Raw genomic sequence first — 16888 nt, 5'->3', positions numbered from 1 at the left:
TTCGGCGCCGCGGAAGCACTACGCTAACGGACGCCCGGGGGAGCACTCAGAGTCCCCTTGTACGCTGCCCCGAGCCCGACCCAGTTCCCTGCGCGGCCACGCAGCGCATCGACAGGAGAGACCCTCGTGCCGAAGTCACGTATCCGCAAGAAGGCCGACTACACGCCGCCGCCCGCGAAGCAGGCGACGGCCCTGAAGCTGACCAACCGCGCCTGGGTCGCGCCGGTGATGCTCGCTCTGTTCCTCATCGGCCTGGCCTGGATCGTGGTCTTCTACGTCACCGACGGCTCACTGCCCCTCGATGCTCTGGGGAACTGGAACATCGTGGTGGGCTTCGGGTTCATCGCCGCCGGATTCGGCGTCTCGACGCAGTGGAAGTAGCGGTCGCCGCACGGTGAGCGCTTGCTCTGCCCAGAGCTGTCCATCAGCTCTGGGCAGGGTTATCCCCTGAGTTATCCACAGCCCTTGTCCACATGGGGAAAACAAACAACGATCTGTGGATAACCCTTCGAAGGTTGACGCCGGTGTGACAGAAGCACCGGCAACCGAAAGCCTGTTCACCCCCCTCCTGACCTGCACAAACGCAGACCAGTCACCGAGGGCACAGATGTTTGCGCACAGGGTGCACAAGATCCGCCACACGCTGTGGACAAACTCAGCGCTCAGGTGAGCTGCGCCGTCCTCAGCAGGGTCATCAGGACGACCAGAGCCAGCACGAGCGCACACGTGCCGTACTGCACGAGTGCCCGTCGTTCACGCGGTGCGTGGACCATGGCGTACCCGATCACGACACCGGCGACGAGCCCTCCGATGTGGGCCTGCCAGGCGATGTTGCTCCAGCCGAAGGTGAAGATCAGGTTGATCACGAGCAGGGCGATGATCGGCCGCATGTCGTAGCGGAGTCGGCGCATCAGTACGGCGGTCGCGCCGAACAGTCCGAAGATGGCGCCGGACGCGCCGAGCGAGGCCGTGGTCCCCGAGGCCAGCAGATAGGTCAGCGCGCTGCCCGCCAGACCCGAGATCAGGTAGAGGGTGAGATAGCGGGCGCGGCCGAGGGCCTGTTCCAGTGGTCCGCCGAGCCACCACAGGCTGAGCATGTTGAAGCCGATGTGCCAGATTTCCTCGTGCGTGAACATCGAGGTGACCAGGCGGTACCACTCGCCCTCGGCCACTCCCTCGGTCGGCAGGAACGGCTTCGGCGGCCACTCACCGATGAGGTAGAGGTCGCGCAGCAGTGACGGCCGGATGTGCACGGCGATGAACACCGCGATGTTGATCCCGAGGAGGACCTTGGTCAGCAGGCGGGGGTCGGCTGCGATGGTGCCGCCGGCGATCGTGCGGGGCATGGCGGCGTCGGGCGCGTGTCCCGTGCCCGTGCCGCCGCTGACGCACTCCGGACACTGGAAACCGACCGAGGCGTTGACCATGCACTCGGGGCAGATCGGACGCTCGCACCGGGTGCAGCGGATCCCGGTCTCACGGTCCGGGTGGCGATAGCAGACCGGGACGCTCCGGGCGTCTTGCGGGCTGCCGGCTGCCTGGTCGTCCATGGGATCCCCTAGGTCGTGTGGAAAAGCCCCGCCCCGCCCATCCTTACGGATGAGCGGGGCGTTTGGTTCCCTCCGAGGGCCTTGGCGCTCCCGGGGACGAGGTGCTCAGCCCTCGCGAATCTCGACCGACTCGATCACCACGTCGTTCACCGGACGGTCGGTGCGCGGGTTGGTCTGCGTGGACACGATGGTGTCGATCACCTTCTGGCTGGCGGGGTCGACGACCTCACCGAAGATGGTGTGCTTGCGGTTCAGCCACGCCGTCGGGGCGACGGTGATGAAGAACTGCGAGCCGTTGGTGCCCGGGCCGGCGTTGGCCATCGCCAGCAGGTAGGGCTTGTCGAAGCGCAGGTCCGGGTGGAACTCGTCCTCGAACTGGTAGCCGGGACCCCCGGTGCCGTTGCCCAGCGGGTCACCGCCCTGGATCATGAAGCCACTGATCACCCGGTGGAAGACCGTGCCGTCGTAGAGCTTGTCCGTGGACTTCTTGCCGGTCTGCGGGTGCGTCCACTCCCGCTCGCCCTTGGCGAGCTCGACGAAGTTCTTGACCGTGACGGGCGCGTGGTTCGGGAAGAGCCGGACCTCGATGTCGCCGTGATTGGTCTTCAGGGTGGCGTTGAGCTGCTCAGCCACGATGTGCCTTCCGTTGTCTTTCCGTGATGCCCTGATCCTCGCACGGACGGGGCGTTCAGTCGCCCGGCGCCCGTTCACTGGAGGGCAACCGGGCTGTTTCGCTTGCAGAAAACGGGCCGAGTCGCTCGAAGATTGGGACGTATGGCGGCGATCCGTGGCATTGTCGACGACAAGCTCCCGTTGCCCCTGGTTCATCCGTGATTGCACCCGATATCGCCATCGATCAATTCCATCGGCACCCGTATGCCCGTCCGCGCATGCCCCATGGCGAGGCGACAGGCATGATCCGTAAAAGGGTGGAAAGTCGAAATACCGTAGGCCACCGAGGAGGAGGAACCGTGACCCGCATCGACAGCGTGCGCGCCGCGACCGGTTCGGCGAAGGACAGCGTGCTGCACGCCGCGGAAGCGGTGGCGCCCTACGCCGACACGGCCAAGGTCAGGGCCGCGCACTACGCACAGGAGGCCCGCGTACGGCTGGCGCCCAAGGTGACGCAGGCCGCCGGCCAGGCCCGCGTCCAGTACGGGGCCCATGTCCAGCCGTATCTGGAGCAGGCCCGGACGCGTGTGCCGCCGAAGGTCGACAAGGCAGCCCATCAGGCCGCCGACCTCACCCGCCAGGCCGCTCGGCAGGCGGCGGACTACTCCCGGCCGAGGATCGAGCAGGCGGTGGCCGCCGCCGGCCCCGCGAAGGAAGAGGCCGCGGCCCGCGGCGCGGCCGCACTGGCAGCGCTGCGCGGTGAGGTCTCGGCCCAACAGATCCAGAAGCTGGTCCGCAGGCAGCAACGGCGGGCGAGGGCCGGCCGTGCCGCGAAGATGGTCCTGATGCTGGGCGCCGTGGCGGGAGGTGCCTTCGCTGCCTGGAAGTGGTGGGACAAGCAGGCCAATCCGGACTGGCTGGTGGAGCCGCCCGCCGCGACGGATGTCTCGGGGTCAACCCAGCTGACGTCGGTGGACGGCAGTGACCGGTCCACGCTCGATCGCGAGGTCGAGGCCAAGGAGGCCGACGAGGAGGCCTCCCGGCGCGACGAATCACCCTGACCCGCCGGAGCACCAACGGCGCGGTGGGACAGGAGACGTGAGTGTCTCCTGTCCCACCGCGCCGTTTCACGTGAAACAGAACAGCTCCCGCCGCGTTTCCGCAGGTGGGCGCCGGACGAGTGTGACGCCCAGCCACTCAGCGGTTGAGGTCGACGGCGGACACCTCACAGCCCCCGTACGTCTTCGGATCGACCGTGGCGACGCCGTGTGAAGCCGGCAGCCGCCCTCTGTCGCTGAGGCGCCTGCCCGGCCGGCGCGTCCGTCAGTCCTCGACAGCGCGCTTCCCCGCCTCACGTGGGCGCAGCAAGACGGCTGCCATGAACGCGGTGACGACGAGGCCGGCCGACGCGATCAACGCTACGGCCGTGAAACCGCGGTCGTAGGCCTGCTGGGTGGCGTGCAGCACGGCGTCCGCGGTGTGGGACGGCAGCTGTGTCACGAGATCCTCGGCTGCGGCGAACGACTCCTCGGCGGTGGCGCGTTCGTCCGGTCCGAGGCCTGGTACCGCGGGCAGGCCGGTGCGGTAGACGGCGGTCAGCACGGTTCCGAGGACGGCCACGCCGAGGCCCGCGCCGAGTTCGAAGGACGTCTCCTGGATGGCGGCCGCTTCTCCGGAGCGCTCGGGCTGTGCGGCGCTCATGATGGAGTCGGCGCCCAGGGTCATCACGATACCGGCGCCGTATCCCGCGCCGAGCAGGGGCAAGAGGAGCATGCCGTAGTGGGCGGTGTCGCCGACGACGGCGATGGCGGCGAAAGCGGCGGCGAAGAGGGAGAGTGCTCCGGTGAGAGCCCAGCGGTTGCCCCACCGGTTCGCCGCCCAGGGCGCCGTGATCGCACCGACGGCGTTGGCGGCGGCCAGGGGCATCAACGAGAGTCCGGCGTGCAACGGTGAGTAACCGCCCACCTGTTGCAGCCACTGGGTGAGGAAGAAGAGCAGGGCGACATAGCTGCCGAAGCAGCCGATGACGCACAGGGTGGCGGTGCTGAAGCGGCGTTCGCCGAAGAGGGAGAAGTCCAGCAGCGGCTCCGCGAGGCGTCGCTGACGGCGTACGAAGGCGTACAGCAGTGCGGTCCCGCCAACGGCCGTGACGAGGACGGCGGCGTTCACCCCCGCGTGCTCACCGGCCTGCTTGAGCGCGTACACCACGCCTGCCAAGCCGGCGACGGACAGCACCACGCCGACCAGGTCCCAGCGACGCGGGACGGGGTTCCTCGACTCCGGGATGACGCGGGCGCCGACGGCCAGGATGACGAGGATCACGGGAACGTTGACCAGGAAGACGGCGCCCCAGCCCCACCTCTCGGTGACCAGCCCGCCGACCAGCGGCCCGATCGTCGCTCCCACGCTGTGCGCGGAGGTCCACACACCGATGGCGAAGGCCCGCTCGCGGTCGTCCGTGAACACGACCCTGATGATCGCCACCGTGGAGGCCATGATCATCGCCGCGCCCGCGCCGAGTGCTGCGCGTGAGGCGATGAGTTGCGCGGTCGACGTCGAGAAGGCGCACGCGGCGGAGGCGAGGCCGAAGGTGAAGAAGCCGCTCAGCACCATGCGACGCCGACCGATGCGGTCCCCCAGCGTGCCGCAGGTGACGAGCAGGGCGGCGAGCGCCAGCGAGTACACATCGACGATCCAGAGCAACTGCGCGGCGCTGGGCTGGAGGTCCCGGTTCATGCTCGGTACGGCGACGTGCAGCACAGTGAGGTCGATACCGCAGAGCAACAGGCTGCCCGACACCACGGCCAGAACCAGCCACCGCTGCCCCGTCGAGTCCTCGGATGGTCTCTGTGGTGCCTTCTTCGATGCGCGCTCCGGTACCGACGCCTCCCTGCTCACCATGAGCTCAGTCCAGTACGTACCGACGCGGGCGACAAGTACGGTCTTTCATGTCCCCTAGTACCGCTCCGTATACCCATGGAGGTCAGCTGTGCGTTCCAGCGTCGAAGACGCGCCGGATTACTGCGCGATCGAGTTCGCCATGGAGGTTCTCGGGGGCCGTTGGAAACTGGCCATCCTCAAGCAGCTGGTGTCGGGGACACACCGCTTCGGCGAACTGAAGCGCACGATTCCGGCCATCACCCAGCGCATGCTGACCCGTCAGCTGAGGGAACTGGAGGCCGATGGCCTGGTGAGGCGGACCGTGTACCGGGAGGTTCCGCCGCGGGTCGAGTACACGCTGACCGACGTCGGGCACAGCCTGGACTCCCTCACGGAACAGTTGGACACATGGGGTCGCTGGTACCGCGAGACGGTGCGCCGTGAGGACCCGCTGTCCGGCCCCCGCCCGACTGCGTGAGCAGGACGAAGCCCACGTCACCGCGTCGTGCGGATCTCGTCGTACACGAGGCACGGGCCGCGTGGCCCGGACCGGACTCGGCGGGTCTGCCGATGTGCCGTCGCCGCAGTCGGAGGTATCGGCCTGTGGGGCAGCTCCCTCTCGGCGGGCGTAGGGGGCACCAAGGACCCCGAAATACCGCCCGCCCTTCCCCCGTGCTGCGCACACGCGCGGACCACGTACGCGCGACAACGCCCTCTGAACCACGTTTCCGCAGTTCAGAGGGCGTTTACCGGTGGAGCCTAGGGGAGTCGAACCCCTGACATCTGCCATGCAAAATCACCTACCCCGCAGGGTGAGTGATTCCGAGTGGTTCCGGGTCGCTCCGAGTGCAGGTCAACTGAGGTGAGTCGGTTCTCAGCGAGCCGTGCCGAGTGGTTCCGAGCGTTTCCGTGGGGTCGTTGTGGATTGGATGTGGATTCCGGCCCCGTGAGCGGTCACGAAACGGCCCGCAGGTGCCGGCCACCGCTGCCGCCCATGGCCTCACGGAAGTTGGCCACCGCCTCGTCGCTGCGGTGCGTGTAGAGCCACGTGACCCGGCCGCCCCGCTCCTGCCCGAGGATGTACTGGACGTCCGCCTCCGGCATGCCGGCCTCGTGCAGCCGGGAGGCGAGCGCGTGCCGGTAGTCGTGCATTCGCGGCCACCACTCCTTCCGCCCCGTCTCCGGGCTCCGCACCATGCGGGCGATCCCTGCGGCCTTGATTGCGGGAATCCACAGGCGGCGGAAGTTCCGGCCACGCAGGACCCCGGTCAGCTGTACGGCGCCGTCCTGGGCCCTCCGAGTCTCTCCGGCAAGCGGCCCCCGGAAGAGGAGTTCCTCGGGGTGGAGGCCGTCCTCCACGTCCGTCTCAGCCGCGGACGGGTCCAGCCGGTCCAGCATGACCAGAAGCGCCTCCTTCGCCTTCGGCGTGAGCGGTACCGTTCGGACACCGGCCGACGTCTTCGGCAGACCCTGCCGCACGGGGGTGCCCCGGTCGTCGATGACAATTTCCCTCACCTCGACCGTGTCGGCCTCCAGGTCGACGTACCGCCGGCGCAGGCCGGTGTACTCGCCCCACCGCATCCCGGTCTCCTGGGCGAAATCCACGAGCGGCCGATACCAGATGGGCAGTTGCTCACGCACCAGCTCGTACTGTTCCAGCGTCGGCGGCCGAAGGTCTTCCGGGTGCTTCACCGGCGGGCTGGTCGTCTTGGTGACGTTGTCCGCCGGGTTGAACTGGATGCGCTGGTCCCGTACGGCGTCCCGGAGCAGCATCCGCAGCAGCTCCAGGACTTTCGTCTGCGTCGCGTGCCCCTTGACCTCCTGGGCGAGCCACGCCTGAATCTCCAGGTAGGTGAGGGAGTTGAGCTTGCGCTTCCCCCACTTCGGCTCGATGTGGACGCGCCACGAGGAGAGTTTCCGGTTCCGGGTGGTGGGCCGGGTCGGCTCGTTGGCCGGCCACCACTGCTCCCACCACGCGGTGAGGGTGATCTCGCCGCGCTTGGGGTCGAGGTAGGTACCCTGCCGGACGGATCCGCGGACCTCGTCCAGGAAGGCGTCAGCCTCCTTCTTGCGGGGGAAGTTCTTCGCCTTCTGCTGGCCGTTGGCGTCCCGGTAGCGGGCCTGCCAGCTTCCTTGGCAGTCCCGCCGGCGCTTGCGGTCGCCGTGCTGCTCGGGCGGGTACGCCTCCATGCACAGCTGGCACCCGCACGACTTCGAGCGCATCTGGCGGGGGTTGTTCATGGCCCTACGCGGCATGCCGCCCCCTCGCCTTCGGGGCCTGCGTCTTACGCGCCAAGGTCCATCACCTCGTTCTGTCGCTGCTGGCTGGGTGCGGGGAGGGCGATGCTCTCTCCGCACCAGCAGCGTGCCCCAAAGTCGGGCTGCTGTACGTCCATTGCGTGCAGGACGGCCCGTATCGCGTGAAGGGTGAAAAGAACTGTGGCGCCGAGATTGGCCGGGATGAGGATCAGATTCCTGGCGGCGTCCCACGGGTCGTTGATCTCGCAGCGCGGCGCGTACTGGACCCGAATGCACATGGGCACACTCCCCGATCACGGTTACAGGTGTGGCGTGGTGTGGCTGACGGGGGAGGACGTCAAGCGCGTTACTGACCGTACCTGTGAGTGGTCAAATTTGCGACCACTTGGTGGCGGAAACCGCATGCATCCTGACAGGGGGTCACTGAGCCGTTTAACGGAGACCCTTGAGACGCCGCGATGGTTGTACGCGGATCGCGAGTGGATCGTCAGGGCTGGCGGTCGTTGGTGTCCGCCACGGCGCTGGCCTGGATCAACAGCATTTCCTGCTGCTCCTCGGTGAGCCGGTCGAACACTTCGAGGACGGCCGTCCGCTTGTCAGGGGAAAGCGGGGCGGGCGCCCTCTTCCCGACCGACGCGAACAGCCGCTCCTCGCCGAACCGGGGGAACTCGCGGGCGAGTGCCCGCAGGGCGGCCGGCCGAGGGCTGGCCTTGCCGTGGGCCCAGTTGTTGACCGTGGAGACGTGGGCGCCGATGCGCCGTGCCACCTCGCTGTCGCTGACGCCGTAGTGGTCTTTCAGCGCGGCGAGGATCTGCGCGAAGGTCTCCCCTTCGGCAGGCGTGGCAGGCTCGGGTGTCGTCACACGCGTAAGGGTGCCCTGACCTTCTACTTTTCGCAAGTAAAAGTAGAAGCTTGGCGCAAAACTTAGCGGCGCGCGACCCCCTTGTCACGCGCCGTTGTGCGCGGCGTATGCCACCGCCATGGGCCGTCCGCCCGAATGCCCCGGCTCCGGCGAATGAAACCCCCCTGCGCTCGGCACCACTCGGCACCACTCGGAACGCCTAGTTGACTGCCTTCGATTTCGAGAGTAGAAATATCGAAGCACCCCAACCGGGGCGCGAACCAGCCAAGGCACGAGGTCCCCATGCCCAAACTGCACCGGAAGCGCGACGGCAAGCCCCTCAGAGATGCCATGGAGCGGGCCGGACTCTCGGGCCCGGAGCTCGCCGAGGCGACGAAGGAAGTCGACCCCACCGGCAAGGGCGTCAGCCCCGCCACCGTGGGCCGCATAACGGGGCAGGGCGAGACCGCACGCGACCGCTGCGAGTGGACAACGGCCTGGCTCGTCGCCGAGGCGCTGCACCGGAGGACGAACGCACCCCTCCAGGACCTCTTTGCCATGCCCGAATCTTCGATTTCGAGAATCGAAAGGTCAACCCCTGATGCCGACGAAGAGTGACCGCCGCGTCCCCCTCCCGGCCGGCCTGCTCCCCCTCCTGACCCAGCCCGAGCTGGAGACCTACTACCAGGTCTCGGACTGGACCGTCCTGCGGTGGATCGAGGACGGAATGCCGGTGGAGCGGCTCAGGACGACCGGCCAGAAGAAGGAAGTCCGCCGCTTCGACCTGACCGCCGTGAAGGCGTGGATGGCCGAGCAGGACCAGATGGCCGCCGCCTCCTGACCCACCCCTAGATGCGCCGAAGGGCCGCCCGACTTCCCGGCCTGGCGACCCCCGACTCGGCGCCCCTACAACCAGAGAAAGAGAGGCCACCGATGGCCACATTGTTGCAGAGGAGCAGCGGGGTTCTTCCGCTGCATGAGTCGCCGCAGGCGCGGCCGACGACTGTCCCGGGCGTGTTCCGGGCGGCGGCTCGGCTGATCGCGTCGAACGGCCTGTACAAGGGCGACTTCGTCCCGGACGCGTTCGACCGGGAGATGTGCATCCCGCACTTCCTGCGGCCCATGAGCATCGTGGCGGCGCTGAAGTGCGCGACGACGGGTGACCCGCACCGGACGTCGCTGATCGCGGATCAGGCGATCGGCACGTTGGCGCTGCGGTTGGAGGTCGACGGGGAGGGGCCGCTGTTCGGCGGGATCTTCGACCTGGAGGCGCACGTCGACGCGTGGGGTGACGTGGAGTCGCGCACGACGGAGTCGGCGGTCGCGGTGTTGGAGGCGGCTGCGGACGCGTGCGAGGTGTCGGCATGAGTACCCGGGACGTGATCGGGAGTGCGTTGCGCGGCTACTTCGCCGACAGCTCCGACCCGAAGGGCCTGGTGGAGAGGCTGCTCGCGAAGTACGACGCGGAGGGGACGGCCCGGCTGCGGTTGGCGCTGGCTTCGGCGAAGCGCGGCCGGCGAAAGCTGCGGGCCCGCGTCGCCGAGCTGGAGGCCCGGCTCGCCGAGTACGAGCGGCCGGTCGATGAGGACCCCATCGCCTACGCCCTCACCGGCCAGGCGGACGCCGAGCGCCCGGTGTCCGTCGGTGAGAAGTACTGGAGCGTTGATCGCCCGGGCGCCTGGGTGACCGTGACCCGCGTCTGGCAGAAGGCCGGCGACGACGAGCCCGGCGTCGCGTTCGACAAGCGCGAGCGGGACGGGCGGGGTGCGCCGGTGACGACGTTCAGTGCGCTGCGGCTGTCGTTGTTCCGGAAGTTGTACCGGCTCGACACGACCGGTCCGGTGTCCGAGGACGGGCCCGGGATGCGTCACGCCGTCCGCACCCTCACCCCCGACGAGGACGCGCACGTCGTGGCCGACGGCAGCGACGACCCCGAGCATGTGGACGACTGCCCCGGCTGCGAGACGCAGCAGACGGGCGGTGCCCAGTGAACGCCGCGACTACCGGCGAGTGGCTGACCGCCGCCGCCATCGGCACCGCCACCCTCCCCCTCCTCTGGCTCGCCGTCCGCTACGCCGACCGGGACGTCCACCTGCCGCACCTGCCGGTGGCCCCGGCGCTCGACGCCGCCGGGCACGCCACGCAGCAGGCCCGGCTTCACCTGGCCGCGTGGCTGGTGGTCCTGGCCTGGCACCTGCGGCTGCCGCAGGGAGGCGCCCGATGAGCCCGCAGACGTACGACGCCGAGTCCGAGCCCGACGACGTGATGGACGTCGCGGACGAGGTCGCCTACGCGGACACGGGCCGCCCGTGGGCGTACCGGAGGCTGCTGCAGCAGGACGGGGGGACGTCGTGAGCGCCCGCCGTCAGATCATCGCCGCCCTGTCCGAGGACAGCCACGGCGGGATCGCCACCCTGTCCGACGTCGACCACGCCGAGCAGCTGGCCGACGCGCACCGCGCCGAGGTCCTCGCCGAGGGCGCCGCGCTGGTGGAAGACGCCGCCTGCGACGCCGACTTCACCGAGGACCCCCGTTTCATCGCCGGTCTCCGAGCCGCGGTCGCACTGCTGACCCGAGCCACCACGAACACCAGGAAGGACGGCGCCCTGTGACGACCGTCGCGCAGGCCGGGGCTCAGGCCCCGGCCGCCGGCCCGCCCCCCATTACCGAGCCCGGCATTCACGACATGACGAACGAGGAGTACCACTCCCACCGGTACGCCCTCTCCTCCAGCGGCGCACGGAAGCTGCTGCCCCCCTCCTGCCCGGCCATCTTCCGGTACGAGCAGGACAACCCGCAGCCGCCCAAGAAGGTGTGGGACATCGGCAACGCCGCCCACAAGCTCGTCCTCGGCAACGGGCCCACGCTCCGGAAGATCGAGCACGAGATGTGGACCACGAAGGCCGCGAAGGCCGACGTGGCCGACGCCCGCGCCGCTGGCGAGATCCCGCTGAAGCCCGCCGAGTACCAGCAGGTGCACGACATGGCGGACGCCCTGCGCCGCCACCCCGTCGCCTCCCTGCTGTTCGACCCCGAGCGCGGCACCCCGGAGCGGTCCCTGTTCTGGCGCGACGACCGTACGAGCGTGATGCGCCGGGCCCGCCTCGACTGGCTGCCGAACCCCCGCTCCGGGCGGCTGATCATCCCCGACTACAAGACGTGCCGCTCGGCGAACCCCGAGAAGCTCGCCAAGGACATCGAGGAGTACGGCTACCACCAGCAAGACGACTGGTACCGGTCCGCCTGCCGCGCCCTCGGCATCGCCGACGACGACGCCGCGTTCGTCTTCGTCTGCCAGGAGAAGACCGCCCCGTACGTGATCACCGTCATCGAGGTGAACGCCACCTCCCGGCGGATCGGCGCCGCCCGCAACCGGCGCGCCCTCGAAACCTTCGCGCACTGCACCGCTACCGGCCACTGGCCCGGCTACAGCGACGACGTGGTGCCCCTCTCCCTGCCCGGCTGGGCCGAGACCCGCGATTCCCTGGAGTACCTGTGAACTACCCCGCCACCACCGATCAGTTCGCCGTCCCCGCCGCCCCGGCTCCCGCGTTCGTCGGGCAGGGCACCGCGGTCGAGCAGTCCCGCGCGGTCGCCGAGGTCCAGGCCGCCGTCATCGTGGCCCGCCAGTTCCCGCGGAACGAGGCCCAGGCCGTCGCGAAGATGCGCATGGGCTTCGCTCAGCACAGCCTCGCCGTCCGCTCGTTCTTCCGCTTCCGTCGCGGCTCCTCGCAGGTGTCCGGCGAGACGATCCAGTTCGCCAAGGAGCTGGCCCGCTGCTGGACCAACCTGCACTACGGCGTTCACGAGCTGCGCCGCGACGACGCCAACGGCGAATCCGAGATGCAGGCGTGGGCGTGGGACCTGGAGACCAACGAGCGCGCCTCCACGACGTTCATCGTGCCGCACACCCGCTGGACGAAGGACAGCGGCGGCACGCGTCTGGAGGACCCGCGGGACGTCTACGAGAACAACTCGAACAACGGCGCCCGCCGCCTGCGAGAAATGATCTTCTCCGTGCTCCCGGACTGGTTCCGCGAGCAGGCGAAGGAGATCGCGACCAACACCGTCGAGCGCGGGCAGGGAGACAAGCCCCTCGCGCAGCGCATCGCCGACTGCATCGCCCACTTCGAGGGCCTCGGCGTCACGGTCGAGCAGCTGGAGGAGAACCGGTCCGGCCGCCCGTCCGGGAAGTGGACGAACCTCGACCTCGGCCAGTTGTCCATCATCTCGGAGTCGATTCGCCGCGGTGAGGTGACGATCGAGGAGGAGTTCCCGCAGAAGCGGGTCACCGTCGCTGAGATCACCCAGCAGCACGCCGAGCAGGCGCCCGCCAGCGCGCCGCAGCCCGAGCAGCAGGCGCCCGCCGCCGAGGGCACCGGGCAGTGGCCGGCCGCGCGTCAGCCGGGGACGGGGGCGACGTCGTGACGATCGCCCTCGGCGCCCTCGCGCTCCTGCTGTCGCTCAGCGGCCTCGCGCTGCTGTCCCGCTGGTACGTCACCCGTCGCACGGTCGGCGTGTACGACATCGGCTGGTGCCCCGACGAGCAGACCGAGCACCTACACCGCTACGACGCGAACGGTACCCGCACCTGCTGCGCCTGCCAGTGCACCACCCCCACGGCGGTGCCCCGATGATCGTCGACCTGTTCGCCGGCCCCCGCGGCTGGTCCGAGGGCCTGCGCCTCCTCGCCCTCACCGACATCGGTCTGGAGTGGGACACGGCCGCCTGCCGCACCGCCCACGCCGCCGGGCACCCCACCATCCAGACCGACGTGGCCGCCTACCCCACCGCGCCGTTCGCCGGCCGTGCCAAGGGCCTGATTGCCTCGCCTCCGTGCCAGGCGTGGTCGCGGGCCGGGAAGCGCGGCGGGCTGGCCGACCAGCCGCTCGTGCACCAGGCCGTCCACGATCTCGCGCACGGCCGCGACACTCGCGCCGCTCTCCTCTCGCAGTGCCGGGACAAGCGGTCGCTGCTCGCCGCCGAGCCGATGCGCTGGCTGTACGACCTGCGCCCGGAGTGGATGTGCCTGGAGGAAGTCCCGGACGTCCTCCCGCTGTTCCAGCAGATCGCCGCCGTGCTGCGCAGCTGGGGCTACAGCGTGTGGGTCGGCGTGCTGAACGCGGCCGACTACGGCGTCCCGCAGACGCGGCGCCGCGCGATCCTCATCGCCTCAGGCGTCCGGCCCGTCACCGCACCCACGCCGACACACAGCGAGCACGGAGCCGCCGGCCTGTTCGGGGACGACCTGCCGCGCTGGATAACCATGGCCGAGGCCCTGGGCTGGGGCTACACCGACCGGCCCGCGCCCACCGTCACCGGCGGCGGCACCGAAACTGGCGGTTCCGAGCCGTTCGGTAACGCCACCCGCCGGGCGATGCGCGCGGCGATGGCCAACCGCAAGCACTGGGCCTGGCGGAAGCCGGCGCCCACCGTGTCCGGGACCGTCGGCCACGTCGGCGGCAAGCAGACCGAGGGACACCTGAACCTGTCGCCCGAGGAAGGCGCCCGCCTCCAGACGTTCCGGCAGGGCTACCCGTTCCACGGCAACAAGGGCCAGGTCTCCCGCCAGATCGGCAACGCGGTGCCGTCGCGGTTCGCCGCGCACATCGTGTCCGCGGCGACCGGCATCCCGGTCCGGCAGGCCGAGACGGCGAGCGCCGCGTGACCGGCGGGGTTCCGGAGCCGTGCGACATCCCCCGCGACGACCACGACGGCCCGGTCCGCTTCTACGCCACCGGCTGGAAGTGCGACGCGCACGCCCCGTGGGCCGCGAAGGGCCTACCGGCACCGGCTCCGGGACCCCGCGCCATCTACACCTACCGCGCCGTCCAGGCCGCGGACCACAACCACAAGAACGGACAGACCTGATGAGCGACCGCCCGTACACCGACGACGACATCCGCGCCGAGGCCGCCCGCCTGCTCGCCATCGCTTCCGCCAACGCGGACGACGCGATCCGCCCGGCCGTACAGAGGAAGTGGGGTGGGAAAGCCGACTCTGAGGCCATCGACGAGGCGTGCGACCAGATCGTGACCCTGCTTGACGGCGCGGCCGACGTGTCCGAGTGGGCCGTCAGCCTCGGCGCCGACGGCCTCGAGCCCGACGGCCACACCCTGCAGCTCGGCGTGGACCCCGGCGACGGCGACCGGCCCCGCATCCGCCTGCACTTCGCCTTCCACCCGGACATGGCCGACGCCGACCGCGACCACTTCGTCATGGCTCTGTCGAAGGTCGTCCTCCGCAACCTCTGACCACCCCTGTACGGCCCCGGGGCGGGGTGCCACACAACCCCCGCCCCGGGCGACCCGCCGAAGAGAGAAGCCACACATGCCAAGCCGGTTCCAGTACGAGCGAGCGGTCCGCAGCAGCGAACTGCCGTCGCTGTCGCGTCTGCTGGCGCTCACCGTCGCCACGTGGGCCGACGTCCGGACCGGCAGGATTCCCGACCACTTGCAGCCGTCCCTGACGGCGCTGGAGGACGCGACCGGCATGGCCCGCGCCTCCGTCCGCAAGCACCTCGACACGCTGGAGGGCGGCGGCTGGCTCCAGCGCGACCGCCCGTCGGCTGCTGCCGCGCGGGTGAAGAAGGAGCGGACGCGGTACACGCTCAAGATCCCCAAGGGCCTGGCGGTGCCCGATTCAGACGGGATTGAGCTAGGGCAGCTCCTGCCCCAGCCTAGGGCAGCAGACGCCCTAGCCCCCGAAAAGCTAGGGCACGAGGCGCCCCAGGCTGGGGCAGGAGATGCCCTAGAGCTAGGGCAGCTGGTGACCGGAGCTAGGGCAGGAGCTGCCCCCAGTAGTTCCAGTAGTTCCAGTAGTTCCGTTCCGGTCCCCCCCACCGGCGCCGCCGTAGCCCTCTCCGGACGAGGAGAGGTGCAGCCCCTCATCGACGCCATGGAAGCCCGCGGCATGAGCGTCGCCTGGAGCTTCAGCGCCGCCGAGTGGATCGACCTCCGCGACGCCGTACGCCGCGCCGGCGTACCCGCCCTCATCGACCACGCCGCCCGCGCCTGGCAGGCCGCCAAGAACCAGCCCTACAGCGCCAAGTACTTCCTCCGCGGCTGGACCGGCGTCCAAGCCCCCACCGCCTACACCGGCCCCCGCCCCGTCGGCCCGCCCTCCGCCGCCGCCAACTACGTCGCCCAGATGGCCGCCATCGCCGAAGAACTCCGCCAGGGAGACACCGCATGAAGCCCGCCGAGATCCCTCAGCTCCTCGCGCAGATCGCCCTCGCCGACCCCCGCGTCCGCCGCGAAGACCCCATCGAGATGCGCGCACAGATCCAGATGTGGGCCGGCATCCTCGCCGACGTCCCCCCGGACTTCGCCCTCCACGCCGCGCAGCAGCACTACGCCACCTCCACGTGGCCGATCCTCCCCGCCGAGATCGCCACCCGCTGGCAGGCCGTCGTCCGCGACCGCATGAACCGCGACGTCGGCACCTTCGAGCCCCAGCCCGGCCTGGACCCCGACGACGTGCCCGGCTACCTCACCGCCCTCCGCGAGCAGCGGCAGGCCGTCGTCTACGGCCAGCAGCCCCCCGCCGAGGTCCGCGCCATCACGGCTGGACCCGCCGCCGCCGAAGCGGTCCGCCGCGTCGCGCAGCTCGGCGACTACCTCACCACCGAGACCCGCACCGCCCTCGCTCCCTACCGGCCCATCGCCGCCGCCCGCCTCCAAGCCGCACAGACCGGACAGCCCGACGCCCTCGCCGTCGCCTGCCCCGTCCACACCTGCCGCGCCGCACCCGGCCAACCCTGCCAACGCCCCAGCCGCCGCCACGGACGCCACCGCCTCACCGAACCCCACCCCAGCCGCACCGAGACCGCCGCCACCACCGACCCGGAAAGGACCAGCGCATGACCACCGAACTGCGCTCCATCAGCTACGGCGGCGGCGTCCAATCCACCGCCCTCCTCGTCCTCGCCGCACAAGGCCGCATCGACTTCCCGACGTTCCTGATGGCCAACGTCGGAGACGACAGCGAAAACCCGGCAACCCTCCGCTACGTCAACGAGTACGCCCGCCCCTACGCCGCCGAGCACGGCATAGAGCTGGCCGTCCTCGACCGCGTGAAGCGCGACGGGACCACCGAGACGCTCATGGGCCGTCTCACCCGCGCAGGCTCCCGCTCGCTGCCCATCCCGGTGCGCATGTCCAACGGCGCACCCGGCACCCGCAACTGCACCGCCGACTTCAAGATCAAGGTCATCGCCAAGGAACTGAAGCGGCGCGGCGCCACCGCGGCCCGCCCCGCCACGATCGGTATCGGCATCAGCCTCGACGAGATCCACCGCGCGAACAACCGCAAGATCGAACCTCACGAAGAGATCGTCTACCCGCTGCTCGACCTCGGCCTGCGCCGCACCGACTGCGCCCGCATCATCCGCGACGCCGGCCTGCCAGTGCCGCCCAAGTCCAGCTGCTTCTTCTGCCCGTTCCACCGGCCGGAGACCTGGCACGACATGCGCCGCGAGCAGCCAGCCGAGTTCGAGAAGGCGTGCCAGCTCGAAGACCTGCTGAACCGGCGGCGTGACGAGCTGGGCAAGGACCACGTCTACCTCACCCGCTTCGCCCGCCCACTGCGCGAGGCGATCCCCGACGGCGTCGACCTCTTGCCGATGTTCGACGAGGCCGACGGCGCCTGTGACAGCGGCTACTGCTTCACCTGACCAGCCCAGCCAACCGCCCCACGGGAGCACACGTGACCCCGTACGCCCGCCTCATGGCCGAACAGTGGCCCA

The 16888-nt window shown here is 69.9% G+C and carries 25 protein-coding genes; 19 read left to right on the top strand and 6 right to left on the bottom strand.

Annotated elements, in window-relative coordinates; all coding sequences use genetic code 11:
* Window positions 1-126: 126 nt before the first annotated feature.
* Window positions 127-381: a cell division protein CrgA gene (crgA, locus tag IE178_RS12650; RefSeq protein WP_142194295.1), complete on the top strand. Its 255-nt coding sequence runs from the start codon at window positions 127-129 to the stop codon at window positions 379-381.
* Between the two features lie 281 nt (window positions 382-662).
* Here the strand turns inward: crgA and IE178_RS12645 are convergent, their stop codons facing one another.
* Entirely contained in the window at window positions 663-1550 is an 888-nt protein-coding gene (locus tag IE178_RS12645) for a rhomboid family intramembrane serine protease (protein WP_193512321.1), read from the bottom strand.
* A gap of 105 nt (window positions 1551-1655) precedes the next feature.
* Complete coding sequence (locus IE178_RS12640; protein WP_193512320.1) at window positions 1656-2183, bottom strand: peptidylprolyl isomerase; 528 nt, start codon at window positions 2181-2183, stop codon at window positions 1656-1658.
* 338 nt (window positions 2184-2521) lie between these two features.
* On the opposite strand from IE178_RS12640, the gene IE178_RS12635 reads away from it, so the two are divergent.
* The gene (locus IE178_RS12635) at window positions 2522-3223 is read left to right on the top strand and encodes a DUF5324 family protein (protein ID WP_193512319.1); all 702 of its coding nucleotides are present in this window, start codon (window positions 2522-2524) and stop codon (window positions 3221-3223) included.
* Between the two features lie 262 nt (window positions 3224-3485).
* Here IE178_RS12635 and IE178_RS12630 read toward each other — a convergent pair whose 3' ends face one another.
* Entirely contained in the window at window positions 3486-5063 is a 1578-nt protein-coding gene (locus tag IE178_RS12630) for an MFS transporter (protein WP_193512318.1), read from the bottom strand.
* Between the two features lie 88 nt (window positions 5064-5151).
* Between IE178_RS12630 and IE178_RS12625 the strand changes: the two genes are divergently transcribed.
* On the top strand, window positions 5152-5520 hold the full coding sequence (locus IE178_RS12625) for a winged helix-turn-helix transcriptional regulator (RefSeq protein ID WP_318280004.1): 369 nt from the start codon (window positions 5152-5154) through the stop codon (window positions 5518-5520).
* Between the two features lie 476 nt (window positions 5521-5996).
* Here IE178_RS12625 and IE178_RS12620 read toward each other — a convergent pair whose 3' ends face one another.
* The 3 genes from IE178_RS12620 to IE178_RS12610 form a co-directional block, all read right to left on the bottom strand.
* Window positions 5997-7298, bottom strand: a complete 1302-nt coding sequence (locus IE178_RS12620; RefSeq protein WP_318280003.1) for a tyrosine-type recombinase/integrase — start codon at window positions 7296-7298, stop codon at window positions 5997-5999.
* Between the two features lie 29 nt (window positions 7299-7327).
* Window positions 7328-7579, bottom strand: a complete 252-nt coding sequence (locus IE178_RS12615) for a hypothetical protein (protein WP_193512317.1) — start codon at window positions 7577-7579, stop codon at window positions 7328-7330.
* A 209-nt stretch (window positions 7580-7788) separates the two neighbouring features.
* Entirely contained in the window at window positions 7789-8163 is a 375-nt protein-coding gene (locus IE178_RS12610; RefSeq protein WP_318280002.1) for a helix-turn-helix domain-containing protein, read from the bottom strand.
* A gap of 282 nt (window positions 8164-8445) precedes the next feature.
* Here IE178_RS12610 and IE178_RS12605 point away from each other — a divergent pair, with 282 nt between their 5' ends.
* The 16 genes from IE178_RS12605 (at window position 8446) to IE178_RS12535 (ending at window position 16816) form a co-directional block, all read left to right on the top strand.
* Window positions 8446-8760, top strand: coding sequence for a helix-turn-helix domain-containing protein (locus IE178_RS12605; protein WP_193512315.1), 315 nt, complete (start codon window positions 8446-8448; stop codon window positions 8758-8760).
* Entirely contained in the window at window positions 8744-8983 is a 240-nt protein-coding gene (locus IE178_RS12600; RefSeq protein ID WP_193512314.1) for a hypothetical protein, read from the top strand. The genes IE178_RS12605 and IE178_RS12600 overlap by 17 nt, the downstream gene beginning before the upstream one ends.
* Before the next feature lie 11 nt (window positions 8984-8994).
* Complete coding sequence (locus IE178_RS12595; protein WP_193512313.1) at window positions 8995-9510, top strand: DUF6197 family protein; 516 nt, start codon at window positions 8995-8997, stop codon at window positions 9508-9510.
* Window positions 9507-10133 carry a hypothetical protein gene (locus tag IE178_RS12590; RefSeq protein WP_193512312.1) on the top strand — a complete coding sequence of 209 codons (627 nt, stop codon included), beginning with the start codon at window positions 9507-9509 and terminating at the stop codon, window positions 10131-10133. The genes IE178_RS12595 and IE178_RS12590 overlap by 4 nt, the downstream gene beginning before the upstream one ends.
* A complete protein-coding gene (locus IE178_RS12585) occupies window positions 10130-10366 on the top strand; it encodes a hypothetical protein (RefSeq protein WP_193512311.1) in 237 nt (78 codons plus the stop codon). The genes IE178_RS12590 and IE178_RS12585 overlap by 4 nt, the downstream gene beginning before the upstream one ends.
* A complete protein-coding gene (locus tag IE178_RS35855) occupies window positions 10363-10497 on the top strand; it encodes a hypothetical protein (protein WP_318280000.1) in 135 nt (44 codons plus the stop codon). The genes IE178_RS12585 and IE178_RS35855 overlap by 4 nt, the downstream gene beginning before the upstream one ends.
* Window positions 10494-10754 carry a hypothetical protein gene (locus IE178_RS12580; protein WP_193512310.1) on the top strand — a complete coding sequence of 87 codons (261 nt, stop codon included), beginning with the start codon at window positions 10494-10496 and terminating at the stop codon, window positions 10752-10754. The genes IE178_RS35855 and IE178_RS12580 overlap by 4 nt, the downstream gene beginning before the upstream one ends.
* Window positions 10751-11641 (top strand): PD-(D/E)XK nuclease-like domain-containing protein, encoded by an 891-nt coding sequence (locus IE178_RS12575; RefSeq protein ID WP_193512309.1) that lies wholly within the window; start codon window positions 10751-10753, stop codon window positions 11639-11641. Before IE178_RS12580 ends, IE178_RS12575 begins: the two co-directional genes overlap by 4 nt.
* Complete coding sequence (locus IE178_RS12570) at window positions 11638-12570, top strand: hypothetical protein (RefSeq protein ID WP_193512308.1); 933 nt, start codon at window positions 11638-11640, stop codon at window positions 12568-12570. The genes IE178_RS12575 and IE178_RS12570 overlap by 4 nt, the downstream gene beginning before the upstream one ends.
* Window positions 12567-12779 carry a hypothetical protein gene (locus tag IE178_RS12565; RefSeq protein ID WP_193512307.1) on the top strand — a complete coding sequence of 71 codons (213 nt, stop codon included), beginning with the start codon at window positions 12567-12569 and terminating at the stop codon, window positions 12777-12779. The genes IE178_RS12570 and IE178_RS12565 overlap by 4 nt, the downstream gene beginning before the upstream one ends.
* Complete coding sequence (locus IE178_RS12560; RefSeq protein WP_193512306.1) at window positions 12776-13810, top strand: DNA cytosine methyltransferase; 1035 nt, start codon at window positions 12776-12778, stop codon at window positions 13808-13810. The genes IE178_RS12565 and IE178_RS12560 overlap by 4 nt, the downstream gene beginning before the upstream one ends.
* Window positions 13807-14013: a hypothetical protein gene (locus IE178_RS12555; protein ID WP_193512305.1), complete on the top strand. Its 207-nt coding sequence runs from the start codon at window positions 13807-13809 to the stop codon at window positions 14011-14013. Before IE178_RS12560 ends, IE178_RS12555 begins: the two co-directional genes overlap by 4 nt.
* Window positions 14013-14396 (top strand): hypothetical protein, encoded by a 384-nt coding sequence (locus IE178_RS12550; protein WP_193512304.1) that lies wholly within the window; start codon window positions 14013-14015, stop codon window positions 14394-14396. Before IE178_RS12555 ends, IE178_RS12550 begins: the two co-directional genes overlap by 1 nt.
* A gap of 76 nt (window positions 14397-14472) precedes the next feature.
* Window positions 14473-15336 (top strand): helix-turn-helix domain-containing protein, encoded by an 864-nt coding sequence (locus tag IE178_RS12545; protein WP_193512303.1) that lies wholly within the window; start codon window positions 14473-14475, stop codon window positions 15334-15336.
* Window positions 15333-16007: a zinc finger domain-containing protein gene (locus IE178_RS12540; RefSeq protein ID WP_193512302.1), complete on the top strand. Its 675-nt coding sequence runs from the start codon at window positions 15333-15335 to the stop codon at window positions 16005-16007. The genes IE178_RS12545 and IE178_RS12540 overlap by 4 nt, the downstream gene beginning before the upstream one ends.
* The gene (locus tag IE178_RS12535; RefSeq protein WP_318279999.1) at window positions 16004-16816 is read left to right on the top strand and encodes a phosphoadenosine phosphosulfate reductase; all 813 of its coding nucleotides are present in this window, start codon (window positions 16004-16006) and stop codon (window positions 16814-16816) included. The genes IE178_RS12540 and IE178_RS12535 overlap by 4 nt, the downstream gene beginning before the upstream one ends.
* Window positions 16817-16888 lie beyond the last annotated feature (72 nt).

The sequence above is a fragment of the Streptomyces griseoloalbus genome (genome assembly GCA_014650015.1).
In the GTDB taxonomy this organism is placed as follows: Bacteria; Actinomycetota; Actinomycetes; order Streptomycetales; family Streptomycetaceae; genus Streptomyces; species Streptomyces griseoloalbus.
Note: the sequence above shows the minus strand (reverse complement) of the source record. Positions and strands in the feature narration are given on the sequence as shown.